At 64.6% G+C, this 22,513-nt stretch carries 19 protein-coding genes; 9 read left to right on the top strand and 10 right to left on the bottom strand.

Annotated elements, in window-relative coordinates:
• Positions 1-132 precede the first annotated feature (132 nt).
• Positions 133-930: a tetratricopeptide repeat protein gene (locus VGG47_RS13825; RefSeq protein ID WP_331539541.1), complete on the top strand. Its 798-nt coding sequence runs from the start codon at positions 133-135 to the stop codon at positions 928-930.
• Between the two features lie 443 nt (positions 931-1,373).
• On the opposite strand, the gene VGG47_RS13820 is transcribed toward VGG47_RS13825, so the two are convergent.
• The 3 genes from VGG47_RS13820 to VGG47_RS13810 all read right to left on the bottom strand — a co-directional run bounded on the left by VGG47_RS13820 (position 1,374) and on the right by VGG47_RS13810 (position 6,004).
• Positions 1,374-4,835, bottom strand: a complete 3,462-nt coding sequence (locus tag VGG47_RS13820) for a chromosome segregation SMC family protein (RefSeq protein ID WP_331539539.1) — start codon at positions 4,833-4,835, stop codon at positions 1,374-1,376.
• 10 nt (positions 4,836-4,845) lie between these two features.
• On the bottom strand, positions 4,846-5,442 hold the full coding sequence (locus VGG47_RS13815; RefSeq protein ID WP_331539537.1) for a DsbA family protein: 597 nt from the start codon (positions 5,440-5,442) through the stop codon (positions 4,846-4,848).
• Between the two features lie 76 nt (positions 5,443-5,518).
• On the bottom strand, positions 5,519-6,004 hold the full coding sequence (locus tag VGG47_RS13810) for a DUF721 domain-containing protein (protein ID WP_331539535.1): 486 nt from the start codon (positions 6,002-6,004) through the stop codon (positions 5,519-5,521).
• Between VGG47_RS13810 and VGG47_RS13805 the strand changes: the two genes are divergently transcribed.
• From VGG47_RS13805 to VGG47_RS13785, 5 genes are all read left to right on the top strand, one after another.
• On the top strand, positions 5,998-6,990 hold the full coding sequence (locus VGG47_RS13805) for an A/G-specific adenine glycosylase (RefSeq protein ID WP_331539533.1): 993 nt from the start codon (positions 5,998-6,000) through the stop codon (positions 6,988-6,990). The two genes, VGG47_RS13810 and VGG47_RS13805, sit on opposite strands and share 7 nt — an antisense overlap.
• Positions 6,987-8,012: a dipeptidase gene (locus tag VGG47_RS13800; RefSeq protein ID WP_331539531.1), complete on the top strand. Its 1,026-nt coding sequence runs from the start codon at positions 6,987-6,989 to the stop codon at positions 8,010-8,012. The genes VGG47_RS13805 and VGG47_RS13800 overlap by 4 nt, the downstream gene beginning before the upstream one ends.
• A 453-nt stretch (positions 8,013-8,465) precedes the next feature.
• Entirely contained in the window at positions 8,466-9,479 is a 1,014-nt protein-coding gene (locus VGG47_RS13795) for an SDH family Clp fold serine proteinase (RefSeq protein ID WP_331539543.1), read from the top strand.
• A complete protein-coding gene (locus tag VGG47_RS13790; protein WP_331539529.1) occupies positions 9,469-9,696 on the top strand; it encodes a hypothetical protein in 228 nt (75 codons plus the stop codon). Before VGG47_RS13795 ends, VGG47_RS13790 begins: the two co-directional genes overlap by 11 nt.
• Positions 9,697-9,740: 44 nt before the next feature.
• Positions 9,741-10,634 (top strand): IS1 family transposase, encoded by an 894-nt coding sequence (locus VGG47_RS13785; protein ID WP_331539527.1) that lies wholly within the window; start codon positions 9,741-9,743, stop codon positions 10,632-10,634.
• 120 nt (positions 10,635-10,754) lie between these two features.
• On the opposite strand, the gene VGG47_RS13780 is transcribed toward VGG47_RS13785, so the two are convergent.
• Both VGG47_RS13780 and VGG47_RS13775 read right to left on the bottom strand, forming a co-directional pair.
• Entirely contained in the window at positions 10,755-11,126 is a 372-nt protein-coding gene (locus VGG47_RS13780; protein WP_331539525.1) for a hypothetical protein, read from the bottom strand.
• A 14-nt stretch (positions 11,127-11,140) separates the two neighbouring features.
• On the bottom strand, positions 11,141-11,476 hold the full coding sequence (locus VGG47_RS13775) for a hypothetical protein (protein WP_331539523.1): 336 nt from the start codon (positions 11,474-11,476) through the stop codon (positions 11,141-11,143).
• Between the two features lie 239 nt (positions 11,477-11,715).
• Between VGG47_RS13775 and VGG47_RS13770 the strand changes: the two genes are divergently transcribed.
• From VGG47_RS13770 to VGG47_RS13760, 3 genes are read left to right on the top strand one after another with little or no spacing between them, the layout of a single operon-like run.
• Entirely contained in the window at positions 11,716-12,759 is a 1,044-nt protein-coding gene (locus tag VGG47_RS13770; RefSeq protein WP_331539521.1) for a S1C family serine protease, read from the top strand.
• Between the two features lie 2 nt (positions 12,760-12,761).
• The gene (locus VGG47_RS13765) at positions 12,762-13,445 is read left to right on the top strand and encodes a response regulator transcription factor (RefSeq protein WP_331539519.1); all 684 of its coding nucleotides are present in this window, start codon (positions 12,762-12,764) and stop codon (positions 13,443-13,445) included.
• Positions 13,446-13,464: 19 nt separating this feature from the next.
• Positions 13,465-14,940: a sensor histidine kinase gene (locus VGG47_RS13760; protein WP_331539517.1), complete on the top strand. Its 1,476-nt coding sequence runs from the start codon at positions 13,465-13,467 to the stop codon at positions 14,938-14,940.
• 145 nt (positions 14,941-15,085) lie between these two features.
• On the opposite strand, the gene VGG47_RS13755 is transcribed toward VGG47_RS13760, so the two are convergent.
• The 5 genes from VGG47_RS13755 to dusB form a co-directional block, all read right to left on the bottom strand.
• On the bottom strand, positions 15,086-16,489 hold the full coding sequence (locus tag VGG47_RS13755) for a sigma-54-dependent transcriptional regulator (protein WP_331539515.1): 1,404 nt from the start codon (positions 16,487-16,489) through the stop codon (positions 15,086-15,088).
• Positions 16,486-18,708: a sensor histidine kinase NtrY-like gene (locus VGG47_RS13750; protein WP_331539513.1), complete on the bottom strand. Its 2,223-nt coding sequence runs from the start codon at positions 18,706-18,708 to the stop codon at positions 16,486-16,488. Before VGG47_RS13750 ends, VGG47_RS13755 begins: the two co-directional genes overlap by 4 nt.
• Positions 18,708-20,165, bottom strand: coding sequence for a nitrogen regulation protein NR(I) (ntrC, locus tag VGG47_RS13745; RefSeq protein WP_331539511.1), 1,458 nt, complete (start codon positions 20,163-20,165; stop codon positions 18,708-18,710). The genes VGG47_RS13750 and ntrC overlap by 1 nt, the downstream gene beginning before the upstream one ends.
• The gene (locus VGG47_RS13740) at positions 20,165-21,313 is read right to left on the bottom strand and encodes a two-component system sensor histidine kinase NtrB (protein ID WP_331539509.1); all 1,149 of its coding nucleotides are present in this window, start codon (positions 21,311-21,313) and stop codon (positions 20,165-20,167) included. The genes ntrC and VGG47_RS13740 overlap by 1 nt, the downstream gene beginning before the upstream one ends.
• A gap of 76 nt (positions 21,314-21,389) precedes the next feature.
• Positions 21,390-22,445: a tRNA dihydrouridine synthase DusB gene (gene dusB, locus VGG47_RS13735; protein WP_331539507.1), complete on the bottom strand. Its 1,056-nt coding sequence runs from the start codon at positions 22,443-22,445 to the stop codon at positions 21,390-21,392.
• Positions 22,446-22,513 lie beyond the last annotated feature (68 nt).

The following is a 22,513-nucleotide window of genomic DNA, read 5'->3' as shown; positions in this document are numbered from 1 at the left end:
GGAAATCCGGCGGCTCGCCCTGAAGCTCGCGCAGCGCCAACTGCCCGTCGCGCGTATCCTTAAATGGTCAACATTCAGACGGGCTCATCAGGCCGCAGCAAGACACGCCCACCTTAAAAAACTGCAACTGTAGTGCTAGGGGAAGATCAGTTGCGGCATGAATGCGTTTGCAAGGAAAATTTCAGCTTTTTTCTCTCGTGTGTAATTTTGACTGCTCTTGTTTATGAAGTTAACAAAAGCACTAAACAAAGAAACAATAATACGGAAAACGATGGTGACGCGGCCTTTAACCTAGGCCTCATGTATTTCTGGGGGCAAGGTACTCAGGTTTCCCATTCGATGTGCGCCGAGTGGACTTTGAAAGCCGCTGAAGAAGGCAACCTTAGAGCAGCATACAATATGAGCCTCTTGTATGAAAATGGCGATGGCATAGCGTCAAACGACAGTCAGGCAGAATTTTGGGGAGAAAAGGGGGCCAGCCGGGGATACGACAACCAGTATGGGCTCAGCGACATGTACGATGCAGGTGACGATGACCTGAGTAGCTCAAGCGGTTATACCTCAGCTGTTGCATGGACTAAAAATGCTGCTGCCCAGGGTGACACTCTGTCTGAGTATGCGCTTGCGCAGCAATACGACATAGGCACTGATTTTCCAAAAGACGAAGCCAAGGCCGCTATGTTTTATGAGGCCGCCGCCAAAAACGGTCTGTTGGACGCCCAGGCTCATATCGCTTTGGCATATCAAGATGGATGTGGAGTACCCCAAAATCAAGTTTTGGCTTACATGTGGTATTCCATTCAAGCTCGAAACCACGATGACCCAGATAATGATTCCGATCTTGATGATATGGCAGAATTATCAAAAGAGTTGACGCCCGATCAATTAGCTGACGCAAAGAAAATGGCTGATGATTTTAGGCCAGATTAATTGGAAGCGGGAGCTTGGCGTAAATGACAGTTGTAGATGCAGCGCCCGACGTCATTCCCCCGTAGCGGCTGCAGGCTAACGTTGCCTTTGAAAACGCCCCCAGCAAGAACCTAAGTTCCAGATCCTAAACTTGGCGCTTACGCCTCGACCTCGCACCAGCCTGCTACCGTGCTCAATGTTGTCAAGGACGCTGCGCGCCGCTGCGCGGTGGCCTCTAACGAGGCCATCCCTGACAACATCTCCGCGCGGTAGCATTTCGATGGCAGGTCGGGACGAAGGAACAGGCGCTTGGCGGATCGAACAAAGGAACATGGTTTGCCCTTCGTTAGCTTAGTTCCGCGGCTAACATCCGGGTGAGACCGCGTCGGTTTCAGCGCCCCAGGCCCAGAGTAACAAAAATTTTTGCGCCGCTTTTTTTAAAAAGCGGCTGCTTGCTTCCTTCCTTACTCCGCCGCCATCCGATCCGGTTCCACCATTTCCACAGCGCGGGAGAGGTCGACGGAGAGCAGGCGGGAGATGCCGCGTTCCTGCATGGTGACGCCGTAGAGGCGGTCCATGCGGGCCATGGTCAGATGGTGGTGGGTGACGACCATGAAGCGTGTGCCGGTTTCGCGGACCATGTCTTCCAGCAGGGTGCAGAAGCGTTCCACGTTGGCGTCGTCGAGCGGCGCGTCAACCTCGTCGAGCACCGAGATCGGTGCGGGGTTGCATTTGAACACCGCGAAGATGAGGGAGAGGGCGGTGAGTGCCTGTTCGCCGCCGGAGAGCAGGGAGAGCGTGCTGAGTTTTTTGCCGGGCGGCTGGGCGTAGATTTCCAGCCCGGCTTCGAGCGGGTCGTCGGAGCCGACCATGGCCAGGTGCGCCTTGCCGCCGCCGAACATGCGGCTGAACAGGGTTTGGAAGTGCTGGTCCACCTGGTTGAACACGGTGGAGAGGCGCTCGCGTCCTTCGCGGTTCAGGTGGCCGATCGAGCCGCGCAGTTTGGCGATGGCGGTGGTGATTTCGGCGCGCTCGCGGTCGATGGTGGCGATGGCTTCTTCCGCCTCGCCGGCCTCGATTTCGGCGCGCAGGTTCACCGGGCCCACTTCCTCGCGTTCGCGGGTCAGGCGTTCGAAGCGGCGCTTCGCTTTGTCCTCGGAGTCGGGCGAGAGGTCGGCGGGCGGTTCCGGCAAAGTGGGATTCACGCCGAGCCGTTCGAGGATGCGCTCGGCGACCGTGCCCCAGGCGTGGTTGGCGGCGGTGATGTTGCCTTCCTCGCGGGCGCGGGATTCTCGCGCGGTGCTAACGTCGCTTTCGGCCTTGCGAGCGGCGCGGGCGGCGGCATCTGCGTCGGCCTGGGCCTTGTGCAGGGTCTCGGCCGTGCGGCGGTGCGCGGCTTCGGCGGCGGCCAGGTTGTCCTTGGCTTCCTGGCGGGCGTGGGCGGCCTCATTGGGGGCGGCTTCAAGTGCGGAGATGGCGGCTTTCGCCTCTTCGTGCCGAGCCGCGAGGTCGGAGAGACGGTCGCCCGAGTCGCGTCCGCGTTCGTGCCAGTCGTTCATTTCCCGGCTTAGCGATTCGAGCCGGCGGGTGCGCGCGGCCTCCGCGCTGCGCAGGGATTCGAGCTTGGTCCGCGCCGCGGATTCGGCCTGGCGGGCGGCGGTGAGGGCAGCGCGGGCCTGGTCCACCGCTGCGCGCGCCGCCTGCACGTCGGGGAGCTGCGCGGCATTGGCCTTCACGGCGGCGAAGGCGGCTTCGGCCTCCTGCGCCTCGGCTTCCAGCTGGTTGCGCTGCGCCTGCACCTGGGCGTGGCGGGCGGCGAGGCGTTCGGCCTCGGCGGTCAGGCGGATGGCCTCGTTGCGGGCGCGGTCGAAGCGCTGTTCGCCGGTGCGGCGCGCCTCGCGGGCGGCGGTCTCGGCGGCGCGGGCTTCGCGCTCGGCCTGCTCGGCCTGCTGGCGTGCGGCGCGCACGGTTTCGGCAAGCTGGCGCGCGTCGCTGCGCTCGCGTTCCAGCACGGTCAGGCGGTTGCGCTGCGCCAGCCGCACCGCGGCCTCGGATTTGGCACCGGCGCGGACGGTGTAGCCGTCCCAGCGCCATACGGCGCCCTCGCGCGAGACCAGGATCTGCCCCGGCGTGAGGTGCGCCTGATGCGCGGCGCCATCCCCGCCTTCCGGGAGGAGGAGAATGTGCGACAAAGCGCGGGTCAGCGCCGCCGGGCCGGCGACAATTTTCGCGAACGATTCCAGCGGTGCCGCCGGGAGATCGAGATCCGGCAGCGGACGCCAGTGGCGGGACGCCTGTTCATCGGCGGAGGCCGAAAGTTCCTCGCGCAGGGCGGCGCCCAAAGCGGTTTCCAGCCCGTCCGGCACCTGGAGATCGTCCAGCACCGGCTTGCCCTCGCGGCCGAATTTTTGTGCCAGGATCGCCGCCAGCGCGTCATATTCCGCGCCGCTCTTGGTCGCGGCGGCTTCCGCCTCGGCGGCCTGGGCACGGGATTGGGCGAGCCCGGCTTCGGCCTGGGCGCGTGCGGCTTCGGCTGCGGTCACCGCGTCGCGGGCGGCGGCGAGGGCGGCCTCGGCGGCGGCGCGTTCTTCTTCAGCGGCGGCGACGCGCTCCGGCGGGATCAGCGTCGCGGCGACTTTCTGGTACTCGGCCTCGGCCTCGCCAAAGCGTTGGGTGGCGCGGCGGGCGCGCTGCTCGGCCTCGGCCAGGGCACGGCGCGCGGCCTCCGCCTCGGCGGCGATGCGCGCGGCTTCCTCGGTGGCGCTTGTGGCCGCCGTTTCGGCGCCGCGCACGGCTTCAAGTGCGGCTTGTTCGGCGGCGCCGGCTTCCTCAAGGGCTGCCGGCACCGTTTCCTGCTCGCGCGTCAGCCGTGCTTGTTCCTCTTCCAGGCGGGCCCGGGCGGAGGTGGCGTCGGCGACGAGTTTTTGCGCGTGGTCGTGGTCGCGGGTCAGCGCGTCGAGGCGCGCGCTTGCCTCGTTCAGCGCGGCGCGGGCGCGGTTTTCCACCTCGGCGGATTGCTCGCTGGCAATGCGTGCGCGCTCCAAGCCGGTGCGGGCCAGTGCCTCCTCTTCGCGCAAAGCCGGCAGGGCAGCGTCGGTTTCGGCGGCGCGGGTGGTGGCGAGCTCGGCGTTGGCGGCGGCTTCGGCCACCAGCGACTCGGCGGCGGAAAAAGCGGCCTCGGCTTTTTCACGGGCGATGACGGCGAGGGCCTGCTGGATCGCCAGCAGTTCGCTCTCGGCGGCGCGGATATTGCCGGAAAGATTGCGATAGCGGCTGGCCTGGCGCGCCTGGCGCTTCAGCTCCGCCAGCCGCGACTCGATCTGGCCTTTCAGGTCGTCGGCGCGGGTCAGGTTCTGCTCGGCCTGCTTGAGCTTCAGCTCGGCTTCGTGGCGGCGGGCGTGCAGGCCGGTGATGCCGGCGGCCTCTTCGAGCAAGGCGCGGCGCTCATCGGGGCGGGCATTCACCAGCGCGCCGACGCGGCCCTGGCTCACCATCGCCGAGGCGCGGGCGCCGGAGGCGAGGTCGGCGAACAGTGTCTGCACGTCGCGGGCGCGCGCCTCCTTGCCGTTCACCCGGTAGGTGCTGCCCGAACCGCGTTCGATTTTGCGGGAAATTTCCAGGTCCGGGGCTTCGTGGAAGGGCGGCGGAGCGAGCCCGGCGGTCTCTTCCAGCGTCAGCGTCACTTCCGCGAGGTTGCGCGAGGAGCGGCCGGTGGTGCCGGCGAAAATCACGTCCTCCATCTCGGCGCCGCGCATCTGCCGGGCATTGGATTCGCCCATGGCCCAGCGCAGCGCCTCGATGACATTCGATTTGCCGCACCCGTTCGGCCCCACCACTCCGGTCAGGCCGGGCAGGATTTCCACAGTGGTCGCATCCGCGAAGCTCTTGAAGCCGGCGATGCGCAGTCGGGCAAAACGGGCGGGCAATCGTGTCTCCTTACGAGGCCTGGTTCACCGCGGCGAGGAAATCGGAATAATCCATGGCGCCGGGCATGATCTTGCCGTTGATGATGAAGGTCGGCGTGGCGTTGATGTTGAATTGCTTCTCCGCCACCTGCTGCTCATTCAGGATGAAAGCCCGCAGCTTGGTGTCGGCGAGGGCGGCGTTGTAGGTGGCCTGGTCCATGCCGGCGAGGGCGGCGTATTTGTAGATGCTCTGCTTATAGTTCACGCCCGGCGCGAAGGCCCAGTCATTCTGGCTGGCGAACAGCGCCTCAATGAACGGATAATACTGCGCCGCCGGCAAATAGCGCGCCACCTGGGCGGCCATCAGCGCCACGTCGTCGAGCGGAAAATCCCGGTAGATCATCTGCACCTTGCCGGTATCGACCAGGTTCGGCTTCACCTGCGGCATCGTCACCGTGCCGAATTCCGCGCAATGCGTGCAGGTGAGGGAGAAATATTCGATCACCTTCACCGGCGCGTTGGGCGAGCCGATGGAGCGCTCGCTGAACGGCGAGGCGGCGGTGGAAGGTGCGCTCGTGGCGGCGAAAGCGGAAGGCGCCACAATGGTCGCACCCACAAGAGATAGCATCGAACGACGGTATAAACGCATAATTACCTCTAAATATAGTGTAATCGAATTTTTGCGGCCGCGTCGAATCGTAAATTCACGAGCGACTTTTCATACCGCGGTACAGCGCCGCCAGGGCTTCGCCAAGGGGCCCCTCCGGTAGATCCGCAGGCGGTTCAATCGCGGCAGCCGCGAGTCGGGCCGGCCGAGGTGCTGCGACGCCGGGGGATTGTTGCGTGAAGCGCAGCCGCTCCACCAGCTTCTGGCCGAGGGCGAGGTTGAGCCGCTCGATGATCTGCGACTCCGCCATCTGCAGTTCCATGGCGGTGGGGCCGGTGCAGCCCAAAGTGAGCGTGCCGCCCGCGAATTTCAGCGGGGTCGCGCGGGCATAGAGCTCCGCTCCGGCGAGCTGGCGCCAGTCCGACAACAGCTGCGCCGCGGCCGGAGCGCGCTTGCGGAACACCGGACGCACCACCGGCGCCAGAAGGGCGGCGATACCGCGCGGCGCGTAGTTGCGCGACGCCTCAGGCAACGGCACATCCTGTTGCCGTGAAACCCGCTTCTTCTCCGTCTCCAATGCCACCGGCCTCAAAACTCCTTTCCTGGTACGCCACCCACCGGCGGCACCTGCCCTGGCGTTCGCCGCCGGGGGTTCCAGCCGATCCCTACCATGTCTGGCTCTCAGAGATCATGCTGCAGCAGACCGTGGTGGCCACGGTGATCCCTTATTACGCGAAATTCCTGGCCGCGTATCCCACCGTCGAGCAGCTCGGCGCCGCACCGTTGGACGAGGTGCTGGGGATGTGGGCGGGGCTCGGCTATTACGCCCGGGCCCGCAACCTGCATGCCTGCGCGCAGGCGGTGGCGGCACAAGGCGGATTTCCCCGGACCGTCGAGGGGCTGCGCGCGCTGCCCGGCATCGGCCCCTATACCGCCAATGCGGTCGGCGCCATCGCGTTTCGGGCCCCGGTCCTGCCGGTGGACGGGAATATCGAACGTGTGGCGGCGCGGGTTTTCAGCATCGAGGCACAGCTTCCCGCGGGCAAGCCGGCGATCGCCGCGGCGGCTGTGCGGCTGATGGACGATGACGCGGCGCGGGCTCCGGGGGATTTCGCGCAGGCGCTGTTCGATCTCGGCGCGACCATTTGCACGCCGCGCAGCCCGGCCTGCGGCATCTGCCCCTGGCTCGGCCATTGCGCCGCGCAGGACCAAAAAATTGCCGCGGAGCTGCCGCGCCGGGCCAAAAAGCCCGCAAAACCACGCCGTACCGGCATCGCCTATGTGCTGCTGGACGACGCCGATGAGGTGTTTCTGGTCCGCCGGCCGCCACGCGGGCTGCTCGGCGGCATGCTGGCCTTGCCCGAGGCGCCACCGGTCGCGGCTGAGTGGCGCGATGCCGGGGCGATCGAACATGTGTTCACTCATTTCGCCCTGACGCTCTCGGTGTTGGTGGCGCGTGAAAAACTCCCCGAAGCGGCGCTGCGCGCCCCGGCGGCGACGGCGCCGCTGCCTTCCGTCATGCGCAAAGCGCTTGACGCTGGCCGCCGGGCGCTGGACGATGCCGCATGATGTTGACCGATCCGCATGACGGCCTCCTCGCCATCGACACCCATGTCGACATTCCCTGGCCGCACGGGCCGAGCCCGTTCGAGAACGGCGCGCGCTGCGTCGATCTGCCGAAACTGCGCGCCGGGCGCATCGGTGCCGTGTGCTTCGCCGCCTACGTGCCGCAGGGGCCGCGCGACCAGGCCGGGCACGAAGCCGCCACCACCAGGGCCAGCGCCATGCTCGACGCGATCGAGGCGATGGCGCCGAGAGACGGCTCAGGCGGCGTCATGGCTGTGACCGCGGCTGCGGTGGAAGCCGCCTTCGCGGCGCGCAAGCTCGCCATCATTCCGGCAATCGAGAACGGCTACGCGCTCGGCACTGATTTGGCGACGCTTGACGCCTTTGCCCGGCGCGGCATCCGCTACATGACGCTGACCCATAACGGCCATAACGAGATCGCCGACGCGGCGATCCCAAGGCGGGACCTCAACGACGCCGACGCCGAACATGGCGGGCTCTCCGCCTTCGGCCGCGCGGTGGTCGCGCGCATGAACCAGCTGGGCATCCTGGTCGATGTCTCGCACGCGGCGAAAACCACCATGATGCAGGCGGCGGAATGCTCCGCCACGCCGATCCTCGCCACCCATTCCTGCATGCGCGCTTTGTGCGATCATCCGCGCAATCTCGATGACGAACAGCTCGACGTGCTGAAGGCGACCGGCGGCCTGGCGCAGATCACCATCGTCTCCGGTTTCCTGCGGCCCAAGGCGCGCGCTGCCGACCTCACGGTGGCGGACATCGCCGATCACGTCGATTACGCGGTGAACCGCATGGGCATCGACCATGTCGGCATCGGCACGGATTTCGACGGCGGCGGCGGCGTGCACGGCTTCATGAACGCCGCACAGGCGCCGCATCTGACCGCGGAACTGGCGCGACGGGGCTACGATCGGGTGGCCTTGCAAAAAATCTGGGGCGGGAATTTTCTGCGCTTGTTGCGGCAGGCCGAGGTCGCAGAAGAGAAGAAAGTGGCCGCTTTTTAAAAAAAGCGGCGCAAAAATTTGGTAGTGGGTTAGTTTGAAAATAACAAAAATGCTTGACCGCTTACGGACGCGGCGATATCCTTGCAGTCACCCACTTTCAACCTTGCCGAGAATCACGTATTTGTGATGCAATTCATCTGATCATTTAAGAAACGTTATAATATGAAACGCTACAGGCTAGGAATTGGTTCGGGAGTGTGCATATTTAGGGTATGCCTAACCGCTCAAGCAAACGCCCGACCGACCCGAACCAGCTCGCCAAGCTAATAGTGGATATCGCCAGTGGTGAGGCGGAAGACGTCCTTATCGACCCGCAATCGGGAAAAAATTTGGCGGCTGTCGCTCTCGGTCGAAAGGGCGGCCTAAAAGGAGGAGTGGCAAGGGCGCAAAATTTATCCTCTGAAGAAAGAAGTAGGATCGCCAAAAATGCGGCCAAAGCTAGGTGGAAACGTGATGCCGAATGATTACAATGAAACTGCATCAGATCAAGACGTCACGCCTGCTTCGTCTAGCCAAGATGAAGCATCGGTGAAAGCTGGTATGTGCAAAGCGAGCATCTACCAAGACAAGCCATTTACGGCCGACTTTTCGGAGGCCGTTTTACAACTACAAGAAGCACTTGGGCTCAAACTATGGGTTCTCATCCAGAATGGTGGGAATCATTTTGGCGACCTTAATAGTCGGATTTGCCAAGGCTTTAATGCGCAGAAGAATGCAATCAAAAAAGACGAAAAAGTTGGCCTTCTCGTACATTCTCCAGGCGGGAGCGCGGGAGATGCCTACAAGATTGCGCGGCTATTTCAGCGCAGAACGAATGAGTTTTATACTATTGTGCCTCTATACGCCAAAAGCGCGGCCACGTTGCTTTCGCTCGGAGGCAAGGAGATCATCATGGGCTCAGAGGCCGAACTTGGACCTCTGGATGTTCAAATGTACGATGACGACAAAGAGGATTATGATTCGGCGTTGAATGCCGTTCAATCGTTAGAGAGATTGAACGCATACGCATTGTCGGCCTTCGACCAAGCGATGTTTCTGTTTTTGTCGAGGACTGGGAAGAAGGCTGAAATCGTTATGCCCATGGCGATGCAATACGCCACTAGCATGGTGAAGCCGCTGGTCGAGAAAATCGATACCATTGAACTTACCAAAAAATCGCGTGAGCTAAAGGTCGCAGAAGATTATGCGATCCGCTTGATGCGGCAAAATTATAATGCGCGAGACTATGAGCGCATAGCAGATGCGCTTGTCTCGAAATATTCGACACATTCATTTGTCATAGATCGAGCTGAGGCGGGAAAGGGAAACTCGATGGGCAGACCTCAGAGTTCTGCCTCCAATGCTTTGAATCTTGGGCTAAATGTAATGCTGCCGAACGATATCGTTGAGGATTTGTTTGCAAGAATAGCCACGGAACTTTGGTCTGTAACGGCGATTGGGCAAATCATCGAGGTGGATGATGAATAATAGATTGTTTGAAAAGAGAACAGAAGTAATGCGTAGCTCTCGTCAAGTTGTTGAACACGCAATTTCACGTGCTAAGAGTGAGCGTGGATCGACCTGGGAGCTTGCTGCTCGTCAACATAAGATTCATGGGGAGCAATGGCCGGAAGAGGGTGAACCTTCAAACACACCCTCTCCCACTTCAGTTAAAGAGCGCTTCCGCTCGCCGATTTCAAAATAACTTTTTGCTTGACCGGTTAAGCATGAAGGGATACTCTCCCCTTCATGAACAAGCTCACGTCTGCTGATCGCGCTAAAATCCTTCACCTTCTCTGTGAGGGCAGCAGCATCCGTGCAATTGAGCGGATAACCGGCGTGAATAAGATCACGATCACGAAACTGCTGGTCGATGCCGGCAAGGTTTGCATGGACTACCACGATGCAAACGTCCGTGACGTTCAATCCAAGCGCGTCCAGTGCGACGAAATTTGGTCCTTTTGCTACGCAAAGAAGCGCAACGTAGAGGCCGCCAAGGCCGCCCCGGAAGGTGCTGGAGACGTTTGGACTTGGACTGCCTTGGACGCCGACTCCAAGCTAGTCATTAGTTACCTTGTGGCGAACCGGGACGCGCCTTCGGCCTATGCCTTCATGGCCGATCTGGCCGGTCGGCTGGCAAGTCAAGTTCAACTCACTACCGATAACCTCCGGTCCTATCTGGATGCGGTTGAGGACGCCTTTGGTGGCGATATTGACTATGCTATTTTGACGAAGCTCTACGGCGATGCGCCGGAGCCCAAAGGGCGCTACAGCCCTGCTTACTGCACCGGAACCCGTAAAGCTCGTATGATGGGCGCTCCCGACATGGCGCATGTTTCAACCTCATATGTCGAGAAAAACAACCTCACGATGCGGATGCATATGCGCCGCTTTACCCGGCTGACTAATGCTTTTTCGAAGAAGTTTGAAAATCACGCTTACGCAGTCGCGCTTCACATGATGTATTACAACTACGTCAAAATTCACGGTAAGTTGCGGACTAGCCCGGCCATGGCCGCCGGCATCGAAACCCGGCTGTGGGAAATATCTGATATTGTGGCGCTCTTGGAAGCTTGCGAAACTGCGACCGCTTCCAAGGTTCGCGGGCCTTACAAAAAGAAGGTTGCGGAATTTTCAAACTAACCCACTACCAAAAATTTTTGTTGTGCTGGGTTATGGGCGTTGTCGCCGACAACGCCCATAACCCAGCACAACAAAGTTTTTTTGCTACTTTTTGTTCACAAAAAGTAGTCCTAACTTCCTTTAGCTTTTGCGCCTGGGCACGGAAATATATTCGGCGAGCGCGCCGACCACCAGCGAGACGAGCAGCGCCTTTTTCGGATCCTTCCGCACCAGCATCGCCGTTAGCCTGCTCGCCAGGCCGAGGATGCTGCCGAATTCCGCCATCAGGCTGACCCGCCGCCGTTTCAGCTGGCGCAGGAGCACGCCGCCGGCCAATGCGAGGAAGGCGGCCACGCCCAGCAGCGCCGCCCCGGTGATTGCCGCCGCAGCCGCAGCACCCAGATGGGGGGCTATCCAGAGATAGAAAGCGGCGACGAAACACCCGGTCGCCGCCAGCGCGATGCACAGGACGGCGACGGCCAGGAAAATCCAGATCGCCGCCCCCTTGATCACGCTGTCGAACCTCGTCAGGAGCGGCGAATCAGTTGCGCGGCGAGCGCGCCGACCCCGAACGCGACCGCCAGGCTGGCGAGCGGCCGTGCGCCGACTTCGTGTTCCAGCTTCGCCACGGCATCCTTGCCGGTGCCCTTCAGCCGCCCCGCCAGATGTTCGAGCTCGGATTCCAGCATGCTGACGCGTGAAGAGAGCTGGCCCCTGTCCAGATAGGCGCTCATCTGCTCCAAGGTTTCGGCGGCATTATTGCTTAGTTTATCATTCATGCCGGCGAGTTCGGCGCGGAAACGGTTGAATTCCTGCTTCAGATGCTCGAGGTCGAACGTGTTGGGGTCGATATGGCTTTGCATCGGCGTCCTCCTGATGAGAGCCGCATCGCAGCGATGCAGGCTCCAGTCTATCTTTTGCAAGCTATTTCAGTCGCTTAAGCGGAAGCGGTTGTTCCCGGCTCAACGGCTGGAGCTACATCTTCCGATTTCGTAAGGCAGGCCGGGGTTTTCAACGCCTGACGGCAAATTTGCAGGCGGTGGTGTTGCCGCCATGCGGACGGCTTGCACGGCGCGGATCGGGATGGCATTGCCCATAACCCATGGAGCGTTTCCCGAAATACCGCCTGCTGGGGGTGGTTCTGGCCGTGCTGGTTGGCGCAGCACCTGCGCATGCGCAGCTCGGCCTGTTCGTCCGCGCACCGGCCTCGCTGGCGCCGCTGGTGCGCGCGGTGGCGCCGGTGGTGGTGGGGATCGCCGTGACCGAGACGGCGGACGCCGTCACGACCCAGGGGCCGGCGCCGGGCCCGGGGCTTCCCGGCCCAACCCAACAGGTTTCCGAGGCCGCGGGCTCCGGCTTCATCGTCAGGGACGACGGCATGATCGTCACCAATGACCATGTCGTGAAGGGGGCGGCGAGCATCGTCGTCACGCTGGATGATGGCGAGCGTTTCCCGGGCCGAGTCGTCGCGGCGGACGATCTCACGGACATTGCGATCGTGAAAATCAACGATCCCAGGAAGCTGCCGGTGGCGCAGTGGGGCAATTCCGCGAGGGCCCAGGTGGGCGACTGGGTGCTGGCCGCCGGCAACCCGTTCGCGCTCGGCAATTCCTTCACGCTGGGCATCGTCTCGGCGGAGGGGCGGGACATCGGCGATGGCCCGTTCGATCATTTTCTGCAGCTCGACGCGCCGATCAATCCCGGCAATTCCGGTGGGCCGGCCTTTGACATGCAGGGTCAGGTGATCGGCATCAATTCCGCCATCGTCTCGCCGTCCGGCGGTTCGGTCGGCATCGGCTTCGCGATCCCCAGCGACAGCGCGCGGCCGATCGTCGACGCCCTGATCGCGCACGGCGACATTGCGCGCGGCTGGCTCGGCGTGTCGGTGGCGGATGCGCCCGGCGGTCGCGAAGGTGCGGCCATCACCGGCGTCGAGCCCGGCGGGCCGGCCGACCAGGCGGGCCTGACCAGCGGCGAAGTGGTGGTGAGTGTCGATGGACACTGGGTGACCGGCGCTGCCGGCCTAACCCGGGCGATCGCCTCGATTGCGCCAAGGACCAGGGTGGTCCTTGGGATTCAGGACAATGGACATATATCCTACCTGCCGGTCATGATTGACCGTCGGCCGGTTCAACTGGGAGAGTAGAGATGCGTATACTCGTCGTGGAAGACGACAAGGATGTTGCCGGTTTTGTTGTCAAAGGCCTGCGCGAAGCGGGCCATACGGTGGAACATGCCGACAACGGCCGCGACGGTTTGTTTTTGGCTGCGTCGGAAAATTTCGATGCGATCATCCTGGACCGCATGCTGCCCGGCGGGATCGACGGCCTGCGCCTGCTGGAAACGTTAAGGGCGCAGGACAATGCGACGCCGGTGGTTTTCTTGTCCGCCCTCGGTCAGGTTGATGATCGGGTGAAGGGGCTGAAGGCGGGCGGTGATGATTATCTGACCAAACCGTTCGCCTTCGCGGAATTGCTGGCGCGGGTCGAAGCCTTGACGCGGCGCGGCAAGAGCGACGGGCCGACCACCCGGCTGGTGGTGGGCGACCTGGAGATGGACCTGCTGTCGCGCTCGGTGCGCCGCGGCGCGCAACGGATCGACCTGCAGCCGCGCGAATTCCGTCTGCTGGAATATCTGATGCGTCATGCCGGGCAGGTGGTCACCCGTACCATGCTGCTCGAGGGCGTGTGGGACTACCATTTCGACCCGCAAACCAACGTGATCGACGTGCACGTGTCCCGGCTGCGGCAGAAGATCGACAAGCCGTTCGACCTGCCGCTGCTGCACACGGTCCGCAATGCCGGCTATATGTTGAAGTCTGAAGAGGTTTAACGGCAGACGGCATGACCTGATGGAGACAAATCAGCGATCTGGCGCGGGCTGGTGGCGGGCTGTGCCGCCGGCCGTTTCAGTGCCGGCCCCGCGGCCGCAGAAACGCCGTGCACGCCCGCTGATCCGCTCCGCCGGCATCCGCTTCGCGCTGATCTACGCGGTGGTGTTCGGCGTCTCGGCCTTCCTGCTGGCCTTCTCGCTCTGGTACTCCACCGTCGGCCTGCTGCAGCGCCAGGTGGAGATGTCGATCCGCAATGATTCGATCGCCCTGAACGAGCGTTTCAGCAGCGGAGGCCTGCCGTCGGTGATCGCGGCGATCCATGACCGCATGACCGACGCGCTGGACTCCGACGGCATCTATCTGCTGCTCGATCCGATGGGCAATCGCATCATCGGCAATCTCGACCAATGGCCGGTCGGGCTGACCGAGGCCGGCACCTGGTACCAGCTGCCGGTGAACCGCCATGGGGTGAGCTCGATCGCGCTGCTGCGGGCCTCGACGCTGCCGGGCGGCGACCAGCTGCTGGTCGGGCGCGACGTGCGGGCGCGCTCGGAGCTGCGCAACGTGCTGCGCGACGGCCTGCTCTGGGCGCTGGGCATGATGTTCGCGCTCGGCATCATCGGCGCGTTCCTGATCCGCTCGCTGTTCCGGCGCATGATCCGCGACATTTCCACCACCACCAGGGCGATCGCCCGAGGCGACCTGACGCGGCGCGTCCCCAAGACCGGGGATGGCGACGAGTTCGACGAGTTGGCCGAGATCATCAACGACATGCTGGAGCGCATCTCGCGGCTGATGGACGGGGTGCGGCAGGTCTCCAACGCCATCGCGCACGACCTGCGCACACCGATCACCCGCGCCCGCACGCGGCTGGAGGACGCCTCGCTGCACGCGCATTGCGTGGACGACCTGCAATCGGCGATCGAGCGGGCGACCCAGGACCTCGACGGGATCGTCGGCGTGTTCGAGGCGCTGCTGCGCATTGCCGAAATCGAGGCCGGCTCGCGCCGCGCCGCTTTTGCCAAGATCGACCTGGCGCCGATGCTGTGCGACATCGACGAGCTGTACCGCGCCGTGGCCGAGGAGCGCGGGCTGATGCTGGAAACCAAGATCGACCGCAGGCTGCCGCTGCTGGGCGACCGTGAACTGGTCCAGCAGGCGGTGGCGAACCTGCTCGACAACGCGCTGAAATTCACCGCCCCCGGCACCGTCATCGGTTTCCGGGCCAAGCTGGACGAGGGGGTGATCGAGATCAGCATCGCCGATCGCGGCCCCGGCATCGCGCCAGAGGATCGCGGCCGCGCCACCGAGCGGTTTTTCCGCGCCGAGGCGGCGCGCAACACCGCCGGCTCCGGGCTCGGCCTGGCACTGGTGGCGGCAGTGGCGCAGCTGCATAACGGCACGCTGCACCTGGCGGACAACCATCCCGGCCTGCGCGCCATTATTTCGCTCCCGGTCAGGGGCGATGGGCTGGGGACGAGGCCACCGGTTTAAGACAGAAAGCGGCCGCTTTTTAAAAAAAGCGGCGCAAAAATTTTTTATGCTGGGTCATGGGCGTTGTCGCCGACACCGCCCATGACCCAGCATAGCAAAGTTTTTTTGCTACTTTTTGTTCACAAAAAGTAGCTTTCCTTCCTTTCTAAGCCTGAATGCGCTCCTCGGCGGCGCCGATGCCGAGTTGCTTCAGCTTGCGGTGCAGGGCGCTGCGTTCCATGCCGACGAAATTCGCGGTGCGGCTGATGTTGCCGCCGAAGCGCAGCAGCTGCGCCTGCAGATACTGCGTCTCGAACACGTCGCGGGCCTCGCGCAGCGGCATCGCCATCACGTCCGCGGACGGGTCGATGGCGAGCGCGCGGGGCGCGTGGACGGAGAGTTCGGTCGGCAGATGCTCGGCGCGGAACAGATCCGTGGTCTCGCCGCTGCGCATGATCATCAGCCAATCCATGACGTTGCGCAGCTGCCGCACATTGCCCGGCCAGTCATGCGCCTGCAGGGCGGCGATGGCGTCGGAGGCCAGCGCCCGGATCGGCAGGCCGGAGGTTTCCGCCGCACGCATAAGAAAGCTGGTCGCCAGTTCCGGAATGTCCTCGCGCCGTTCCTTCAGCGAGGGCACGCGCAGCGGCACCACGGCTAGGCGGTAATACAGGTCCTCGCGAAAGGCCCCGGCGGCGATGGCGCCGGTCAGGTCCCGACAACTGGAGGCGAGCACGCGGATATCCACTTTCACGCGCGTGCCCGTGCCGCTGCCGACGCGTTCAAAGCTCTGGTCCTGCAAGACGCGGGCGATCTTGCCCTGGGTTTCCAGGGGCATGTCGGCAACTTCGTCGAGCAGCAGCGTGCCGCCATGGGCGCGCTCGAGCACGCCGATGCGGCGCGGCGAACCCTGGCCGTCAACCCCCGCCTCGACGCCGAACAATTCCGCCTCGAAGCGCTCCGGCGCGAGAACCGCGCAGTTCAGCATCACGAACGGCCCATCGGCGCGGCGGGATTTGGCGTGGATCAGGCGCGCCACTGTCTCCTTGCCGGAGCCGGGCGCTCCGGTGATCAGCACGCGCGAACCGGTGGGGGCGACGCGCTCGAGCGCGCTCTTCAGGGTGGCGACGCCGTGGCCCTCGCCGGTCAGCGTGGTGTCGTTGCCGACGCGCAGGCGCAGTTCGGCATTCTCCGCCGCCAGTTTCGCCGCTTCCAAAGCGCGGCGCACCACCAGCAGCAGGCGGTCGGAATTGAAGGGCTTTTCGATGAAGTCATAGGCGCCGCGCTGGATCGCCGCGACCGCGGTCTCGATCGTGCCGTGGCCGGAGATCATCACCACCGGCACACGCGGCACTTCCTGATGCAGCACGTCCAAGATACCGATGCCATCGAGTTTCGAGCCCTGCAGCCAGACGTCGAGGATCACCAAAGCCGGGCGGCGGGCCCGGTAGGCGGCGATCGCTTCATCTGCGGTGGCTGCGGTGCGGGCCTCGAAGCCCTCGTCGCGCAAAATCGCCTCGACCAGCAGGCGGATATCCGGCTCGTCGTCGACGATCAGGATTTCAGTCATCTTGAGGGCATCTCCTTAACATCTTCCTTGGCCGGTTCAGACGCCGCGGGCAGAGCGGGCAGGACCAGACGTACTTCGGCGCCGACGCCGGCGGGGCCTTCGAGCAATTCGAGACGGCCCTCATGGTCCTCCATGATCTTGCGGACGATGGCAAGACCAAGCCCGGTGCCTTTCGGCTTGTGCGTGACATAAGGTTCGGTGAGGCGGGCGCGGTCGGTCGTGGGCAGGCCGACGCCGTCATCGATGACGCTGAAGACCGCATTCGCGCCGTCGGCCTGGAGGCGCAGTGTGACATGTTTCGCGCCTTCGCGCATCGCCACCGCGTCGGCGGCGTTGGCGAGCAGGTTGGTCAAGGCCTGGCCGATCAGCCGCCGGTCGCAGGTGGCGCGCGGGCTCTCCTGGATGTCGACCACCCATTCGATCTGCGGCTGCGCGACGCGTTGCAGCACCATCGCCTCACGGGCGAGGCGTTCCAGCGATTCCGGCCGCATCACCGGTGCCGGCATGCGCGCGAAGGTGGAGAATTCGTCCACCATGCGGCCGATATCGCCGACATGCCGCACGATCGTGTCGGCGCATTGGGTGAAGCTGTCGGGGTCGGAGGTGATCTCCTTGGCGAAGCGGCGCTTCAGCCGCTCGGCGGAGAGCTGGATCGGGGTCAGCGGGTTCTTGATCTCATGGGCGATGCGCCGCGCCACGTCGGCCCAGGCGGCCTTGCGCTGTGCCGAGAGCAGTTCCGTGACGTCGTCGAAGGTCACAATGAACCCGTCCGCCATGCCCAATTTCATCTCCGCGCCGATGCGCACCAGCAGCACGCGCTTATGCATCGCCGGGCCGTGCTCGATTTCCGCCGTCGCCGGGCGCTCAGGATTGGCCATCACGGCGGCCATCAGCGGCTGAAATTCGGGCACGACCTCGGCCAAACTCTGGCCAGTCTGGGGCGGCAGGTCGATTCGCAGCAACTCCGAAGCGGCGCGGTTGGGCAATTCGATGCGGCCCTTGCTGTCCAGGCCGATGACGCCGGCGGAGACGCCGGCCAGCACCGTCTCGGTGAAGCGCCGGCGCTCGTCGAGCTGGCCGTTGACGTCCAGCAGCTCGGCCCGCTGCGCGCCGAGCTGCGCGGTCATGCGGTTGAAGGCGCGCGAGAGCCCGGCCATCTCGTCGCCGGTGTCGCGTTCGGGCACGCGCACCGAGAGGTCGCCGGCGCGCACATTCTCGGCGGCGCGGATCAGATGGCCGATCGGCTTGGCGATCTGGTTGGCGATGACCAGGCCGAAGCCGACCAGGGCCGAGAGCACCAGCAAAGTGAGGATGGCGATCACCAGGGCGAAGGAGATTTCCAGCCCGGCGCGGTTGTGCGACAGGCGCTGGTACTCGGCCACGGCCTGCTGCGTGTGGCGGACATGGTCGAGGATCGACGGGTCGATCGGCTTCTCGATCATCAGCATCAGCGGCGGGGTGATGTCGAGCTTGATCACCGCCTGCTCGACGGTGCTGCCCGCAGGGGCGATCACCGGCACCTGGCCGGCCTGGGCCAGGGCCTGGATGCGCGCATCGGGCATGGTGGCGGCGATGCCGCCGAACAGCCCGGCGGAAGCGACCATGCCGCTCTCGGGGCCGAAAATCTCCGCTTCGGTCAGGCCGCGCTCGGCCACCTGCACTTCGAGATAGTTGGCGAACTCGTTGGGGTCGCCGAAGAACACCGAGCCGTTCTGCGAGAGGTCGCCGGCCATGGCCAGGGCGTCGAGCCGGATGTCGTTGTTATGCTCGGCGAGATAGCCCTGGGCGACCTGGTTGCTCTCGTCCAGGGCGGTCTGCACACGCTGGTTGAACCAGGCTTGGATGCCGAAATTGAAGAACACGATGGCGAACACCGCGACCAGGATGGCCGGCACGGCGGCGACGCCGCCGAACAGCAGCACCAGCCGCACATGCAGCCGCGCCCCGGCCGCACCCCGCCGGTGCTCCAGCACCACGCGGGTGACGCGGCCGACCAGCACGATGATCAGCATCAGCAGCGCCGCGAAATCCGCCACCATCATGCCGACGGCGGCGCCGGAATGCACGTCCAGCTTGATCCGCCCGGCCAGCACCGCGAAGGAGGCGATGCCGAGGGTGAGCGCGACCGAGGCGACCAGCAGCGTCGAGACGCGCCCGAGCAGAATGTCCAGGACGTTGCCTGACCAGGAGCGGGAGCTTGTCTCGGGCCGGGCTGCCATCAGCCCACCCGGCGTTGCACGCCGATGCCGTGCTCGCGGATCTTTTTACGCAAGGTGTTGCGGTTGAGGCCGAGCAGGGCGGCGGCGCGGATCTGGTTGCCGCGGGTTTCCGCCAGGGTCATGCGGATGAGCGGGCGCTCGAGTTCGGCCAGCGCGCGTTCGTAGAGCACGCCTTCCTCGCCGCTCTCGCGGATCGCGGCGAGCAGGCGGTTGACATGGCGCTCCACCACCGCGGCCATGGTGTCCGGGTCGTCGCTGCCGGCGGCTTCCACCGGCTCTTCCATGGGCACGTAGTCGGCGAGTTCCTCGGCCAGCAGCGCCTCGGTGATCACCGGCTGCGGCACCAGAGCGGCGAGGCGGCGGATCAGGTTCTCCAGCTCGCGCACATTGCCCGGCCAGCGATAGGTGGAGAGCAGGGCCATGGCGCCCGGGTCCAGCGTTTTGGCCGGCAGGCCTTCGCTCTGCGCCTTATTGAGGAAGTGCTGGGCCAGCACGGGGATGTCGTCGGGGCGCTCGCGCAAGGGCGGCAGGCGGATCGGCACGACGTTCAGGCGGTAGAACAGGTCTTCGCGGAACTGGCCGGAGCGGATCAGCGCGCGCAGGTCGCGATGGGTGGCGGCGACGATGCGGGCATTGGCGCGGATCGGCTGGCGGCCGCCGACGGTGGTGAACTCGCCTTCCTGCAGCACGCGCAACAGGCGGGTCTGCGCCTCGGGCGGCATGTCGCCGATCTCGTCGAGGAACAATGTGCCGCCATTGGCCTGCTCGAAGCGGCCGACATGGCGGTTGGTGGCGCCGGTGAAGGCGCCGCGCTCATGGCCGAACAGCTCGCTTTCGATCAGCTCGCGCGGGATCGCCGCCATGTTGATGGCGACGAACGGGCCTTGCCGGCGGCGGCCGTAATCGTGCAGCGCGCGGGCCACAAGCTCCTTGCCGGCGCCGCTCTCGCCGTTGATCATCACCGTGAGGTCGGTGGTCGTGAGGCGGGCGATGATGCGGTAGATCTCCTGCATCGCCGGGCTGCGGCCGATCAGAGGCAGCGCGTCGTCGGGGTTCGGTTTGGGTCCCTCCGCCGCGCCGGCCGGCGCGATCGGCTGTTTCAACGCGCGATCAACCACCGCGAGCAGATCCCCCAGATCGAAGGGCTTGGGCAGATAGTCGAAGGCGCCGCGCTGCGTCGCCTGCACCGCGGTGGTCAAAGTCGATTGCGCGCTCATCACGATCACCGGCAGTTCCGGGCGGATGCGGCGGATGCGCGGGATCAGGTCCAGCCCGTTTTCGTCGGGCATGATCACGTCGGTGATGACCACGTCGCCCTCGCCATCCTCGACCCAGCGCCACAAGGTCGCCGCCGAGGAGGTGGCGCGCACCTGGTAGCCCGAGCGCCCGAGCGCCTGGGTCAGCACGGTGCGGATGGAGCGATCGTCGTCGGCGATCAAAATGGTCGGCAGGGTCATCAGGTGCTACTCTCAGAGGGTTCTTCGAAGACCGGTAGGTTGATGCGGAATTCGGTGCGGCCGGGGCGGCTGTCGACATCGATCAGCCCGCCATGGTCGGCGACGATTTTCGCGACCAGAGCGAGGCCGAGGCCGCTGCCGGTTGCCTTGGTGCTGATGAAGGGCTCGAACAGATGGCGGCGGATGTCGTCGGGGATGCCGGGGCCGTTGTCGCGCACCGCGACGAACAGCGGCAGGTTGGCCCGCGCGCGCCCGGAGGAGGCGGTGAGCCGCACGCCGCGCTGGAACCCGGTGGAGAGATGGATCTCGCCATCGGCACGGTCCATGCCGGCGATCGCCTCGGCGGCGTTCTTCACCAGGTTCAGCAGCACCTGGATCAGCTGGTCGCGGTTGCCGTGCACGTGCGGCAGCGAGGGGTCGTAGCTCTCGATGAATTTCACGTTCGTGGCGAAACCGGAGCCGGCGAGCCGGCGGACATGCTCCAGCACGCGGTGGATGTTCACCGCCTGGCGTTCGAGCTTTTTCTCGCCGAAGGTTTCCATGCGTTCGACCATGGCGCGGATGCGGTCGGCCTCGTCGCGGATCAGGACCGCGAGCTCGCGGTCCTGCACCGGGGCGCTGGTCTCCAGCAGCTGCGCGGCGCCGCGTATCCCGGAGAGCGGGTTCTTCACCTCATGCGCCAGGATCGCCGCCATGCCGGTGATGCTGCGCGCGGCGTTGCGGGCGGACATTTGCTGGTCGAGTGCGCGGGCGGCGGATTCGTCCTGCAAGGTCAGCACCACGAAGCCCGGATTTTCCAGCAGCGGGGCAGCCTGCACCGAGCAGCCGCGCCGCGTCATGCGCGGGCTTTCCAGGATCATGTCGTGCTCGGCGATGGTCAGCCCGTCGTGGCGGGCGCGCTCCAGCACCAGAAACACCGGATGGTCCGCGGGCAGGATGTCGCTGAGCGGAGAGTCGAGCAGCAGCGCCCGGGAGGAGCCGAAAAACTCCTCGGCCGCGTAATTCACGGAGACGAAGCAGTCCTGCTCGTTCAGCACCGCCACGGCGAGCGGCAGTGCGGCGAGGATCTGCGCCGGGTCGAGGGTGACATTTCGCGCCGCTGTACCGGAGCGCTTGAGAATGCCGAAGACCCGTCTTGCAGTGTTCATGCTGCCGCTCCCCTGCGGGTCGCGGCAGCATGCTTATTGGTTTGGCGCATGGCCGCCCCACCATCCCCATGCGCCCTCATGCTGCCAACGCCATTTCGTCCTGGCGCACGAAGCCGGAGGCGATCAGAGGGTCGTAGAAATCGTGGATGAGCTGTTCCACTGCGGCGCCGTTGTCCAGCCGGTTCATCTGCGCGCGGAAGGCGGCGGAGCCGTGCAGGCCGTGGCTGTACCAGGAGACATGTTTGCGCCCCAGGCGCACGCCGGGGCCCTCGCCGAAATGCGCGCGGATCGCGCGGTAATGCTGGAGCAGAATGGCCTTTTGGTCCTCGAGGCTGGGGGATTGGGTGAGCACGCCCGTGGTGAGGTAATCAGAAACCTGTTTGAGGAACCAGGGGCGGCCATAGGCGCCGCGGCCGATCATCACGCCATCGGCGCCGGAGCGGCGCAGCGCGTCTTCCGCCTTTTGCTCCGTGGTGATGTCGCCGTTGACGATGACCGGGAGCGACACCGCCTGCTTCACGTTCGCCACGAAATCCCAGTCCGCCACGCCCTCGTAGAATTGCTGGCGGGTGCGGCCGTGCACGGTGATCATGGTGATGCCGGAGGCTTCGGCGATGCGCGCGAGGGCGGGGGCGTTCAGGCTGGCATGGTCCCAGCCCATGCGCATCTTCAGCGTCACCGGCACCTCGACGGCGCGGGCGGTGGCCTCCAAGATGCGCGCCGCCTGGAGCTCGTCGCGCATCAGCGCCGAGCCGGCGGCCTGGCCGACCGCGACTTTTTTCACCGGGCAGCCGAAATTGATGTCGATCAGGTCGGCGCCGTTGGCGACGGCGATGCGCGCCGCCTCGGCCATGGCGTCGGGGTCGCAGCCGGCCAGCTGCACCGAGGAGGGGCCGCCGCCGGCGACCACCTCGGCCATGCGCATGGTGTTGCGGTTCTCCCGCACCATCGCCCAGGAGGCGATCATCTCCGAGACCACCAGCCCGGCGCCGAGGGATTTGGCCAAGGCGCGGAAGGGCAGGTCGGTGACGCCGGAGAGCGGTGCCAGGATCACCGGTGTCGGCAGCGTGACCGCCTTTGGTCCGCTGCCGAGGGTGATCGGCTTGATGAGAGGAGAAAAGTCATTGCTCATGATTTGTGCAAATTACAGACCGAATCCGCGCAGCGCAATCGGCCTTGCGAAAGGATATGCATAAAAAG

This window comes from Acidocella sp. (assembly GCF_036489515.1).
GTDB lineage: Bacteria > Pseudomonadota > Alphaproteobacteria > Acetobacterales > Acetobacteraceae > Acidocella.
This window is presented reverse-complemented; position numbering and strand designations above follow the sequence as displayed.

Excerpts from the sequence above, each read along its gene's own strand:
- VGG47_RS13815 (WP_331539537.1), bottom strand. The coding sequence starts at position 5,442 with ATGCTATCTCTTGTGGGTGCGACCATTGTGGCGCCTTCCGCTTTCGCC.
- VGG47_RS13805 (WP_331539533.1), top strand. The coding sequence starts at position 5,998 with ATGCCACCGGCCTCAAAACTCCTTTCCTGGTACGCCACCCACCGGCGG.
- VGG47_RS13800 (WP_331539531.1), top strand. The coding sequence starts at position 6,987 with ATGATGTTGACCGATCCGCATGACGGCCTCCTCGCCATCGACACCCAT.
- VGG47_RS13795 (WP_331539543.1), top strand. The coding sequence starts at position 8,466 with ATGCCGAATGATTACAATGAAACTGCATCAGATCAAGACGTCACGCCT.
- VGG47_RS13790 (WP_331539529.1), top strand. The coding sequence starts at position 9,469 with ATGATGAATAATAGATTGTTTGAAAAGAGAACAGAAGTAATGCGTAGC.
- VGG47_RS13785 (WP_331539527.1), top strand. The coding sequence starts at position 9,741 with ATGAACAAGCTCACGTCTGCTGATCGCGCTAAAATCCTTCACCTTCTC.
- VGG47_RS13775 (WP_331539523.1), bottom strand. The coding sequence starts at position 11,476 with ATGCAAAGCCATATCGACCCCAACACGTTCGACCTCGAGCATCTGAAG.
- VGG47_RS13770 (WP_331539521.1), top strand. The coding sequence starts at position 11,716 with ATGGAGCGTTTCCCGAAATACCGCCTGCTGGGGGTGGTTCTGGCCGTG.
- VGG47_RS13765 (WP_331539519.1), top strand. The coding sequence starts at position 12,762 with ATGCGTATACTCGTCGTGGAAGACGACAAGGATGTTGCCGGTTTTGTT.
- VGG47_RS13760 (WP_331539517.1), top strand. The coding sequence starts at position 13,465 with ATGGAGACAAATCAGCGATCTGGCGCGGGCTGGTGGCGGGCTGTGCCG.
- VGG47_RS13755 (WP_331539515.1), bottom strand. The coding sequence starts at position 16,489 with ATGACTGAAATCCTGATCGTCGACGACGAGCCGGATATCCGCCTGCTG.
- VGG47_RS13750 (WP_331539513.1), bottom strand. The coding sequence starts at position 18,708 with ATGGCAGCCCGGCCCGAGACAAGCTCCCGCTCCTGGTCAGGCAACGTC.
- ntrC (WP_331539511.1), bottom strand. The coding sequence starts at position 20,165 with ATGACCCTGCCGACCATTTTGATCGCCGACGACGATCGCTCCATCCGC.
- VGG47_RS13740 (WP_331539509.1), bottom strand. The coding sequence starts at position 21,313 with ATGAACACTGCAAGACGGGTCTTCGGCATTCTCAAGCGCTCCGGTACA.
- dusB (WP_331539507.1), bottom strand. The coding sequence starts at position 22,445 with ATGAGCAATGACTTTTCTCCTCTCATCAAGCCGATCACCCTCGGCAGC.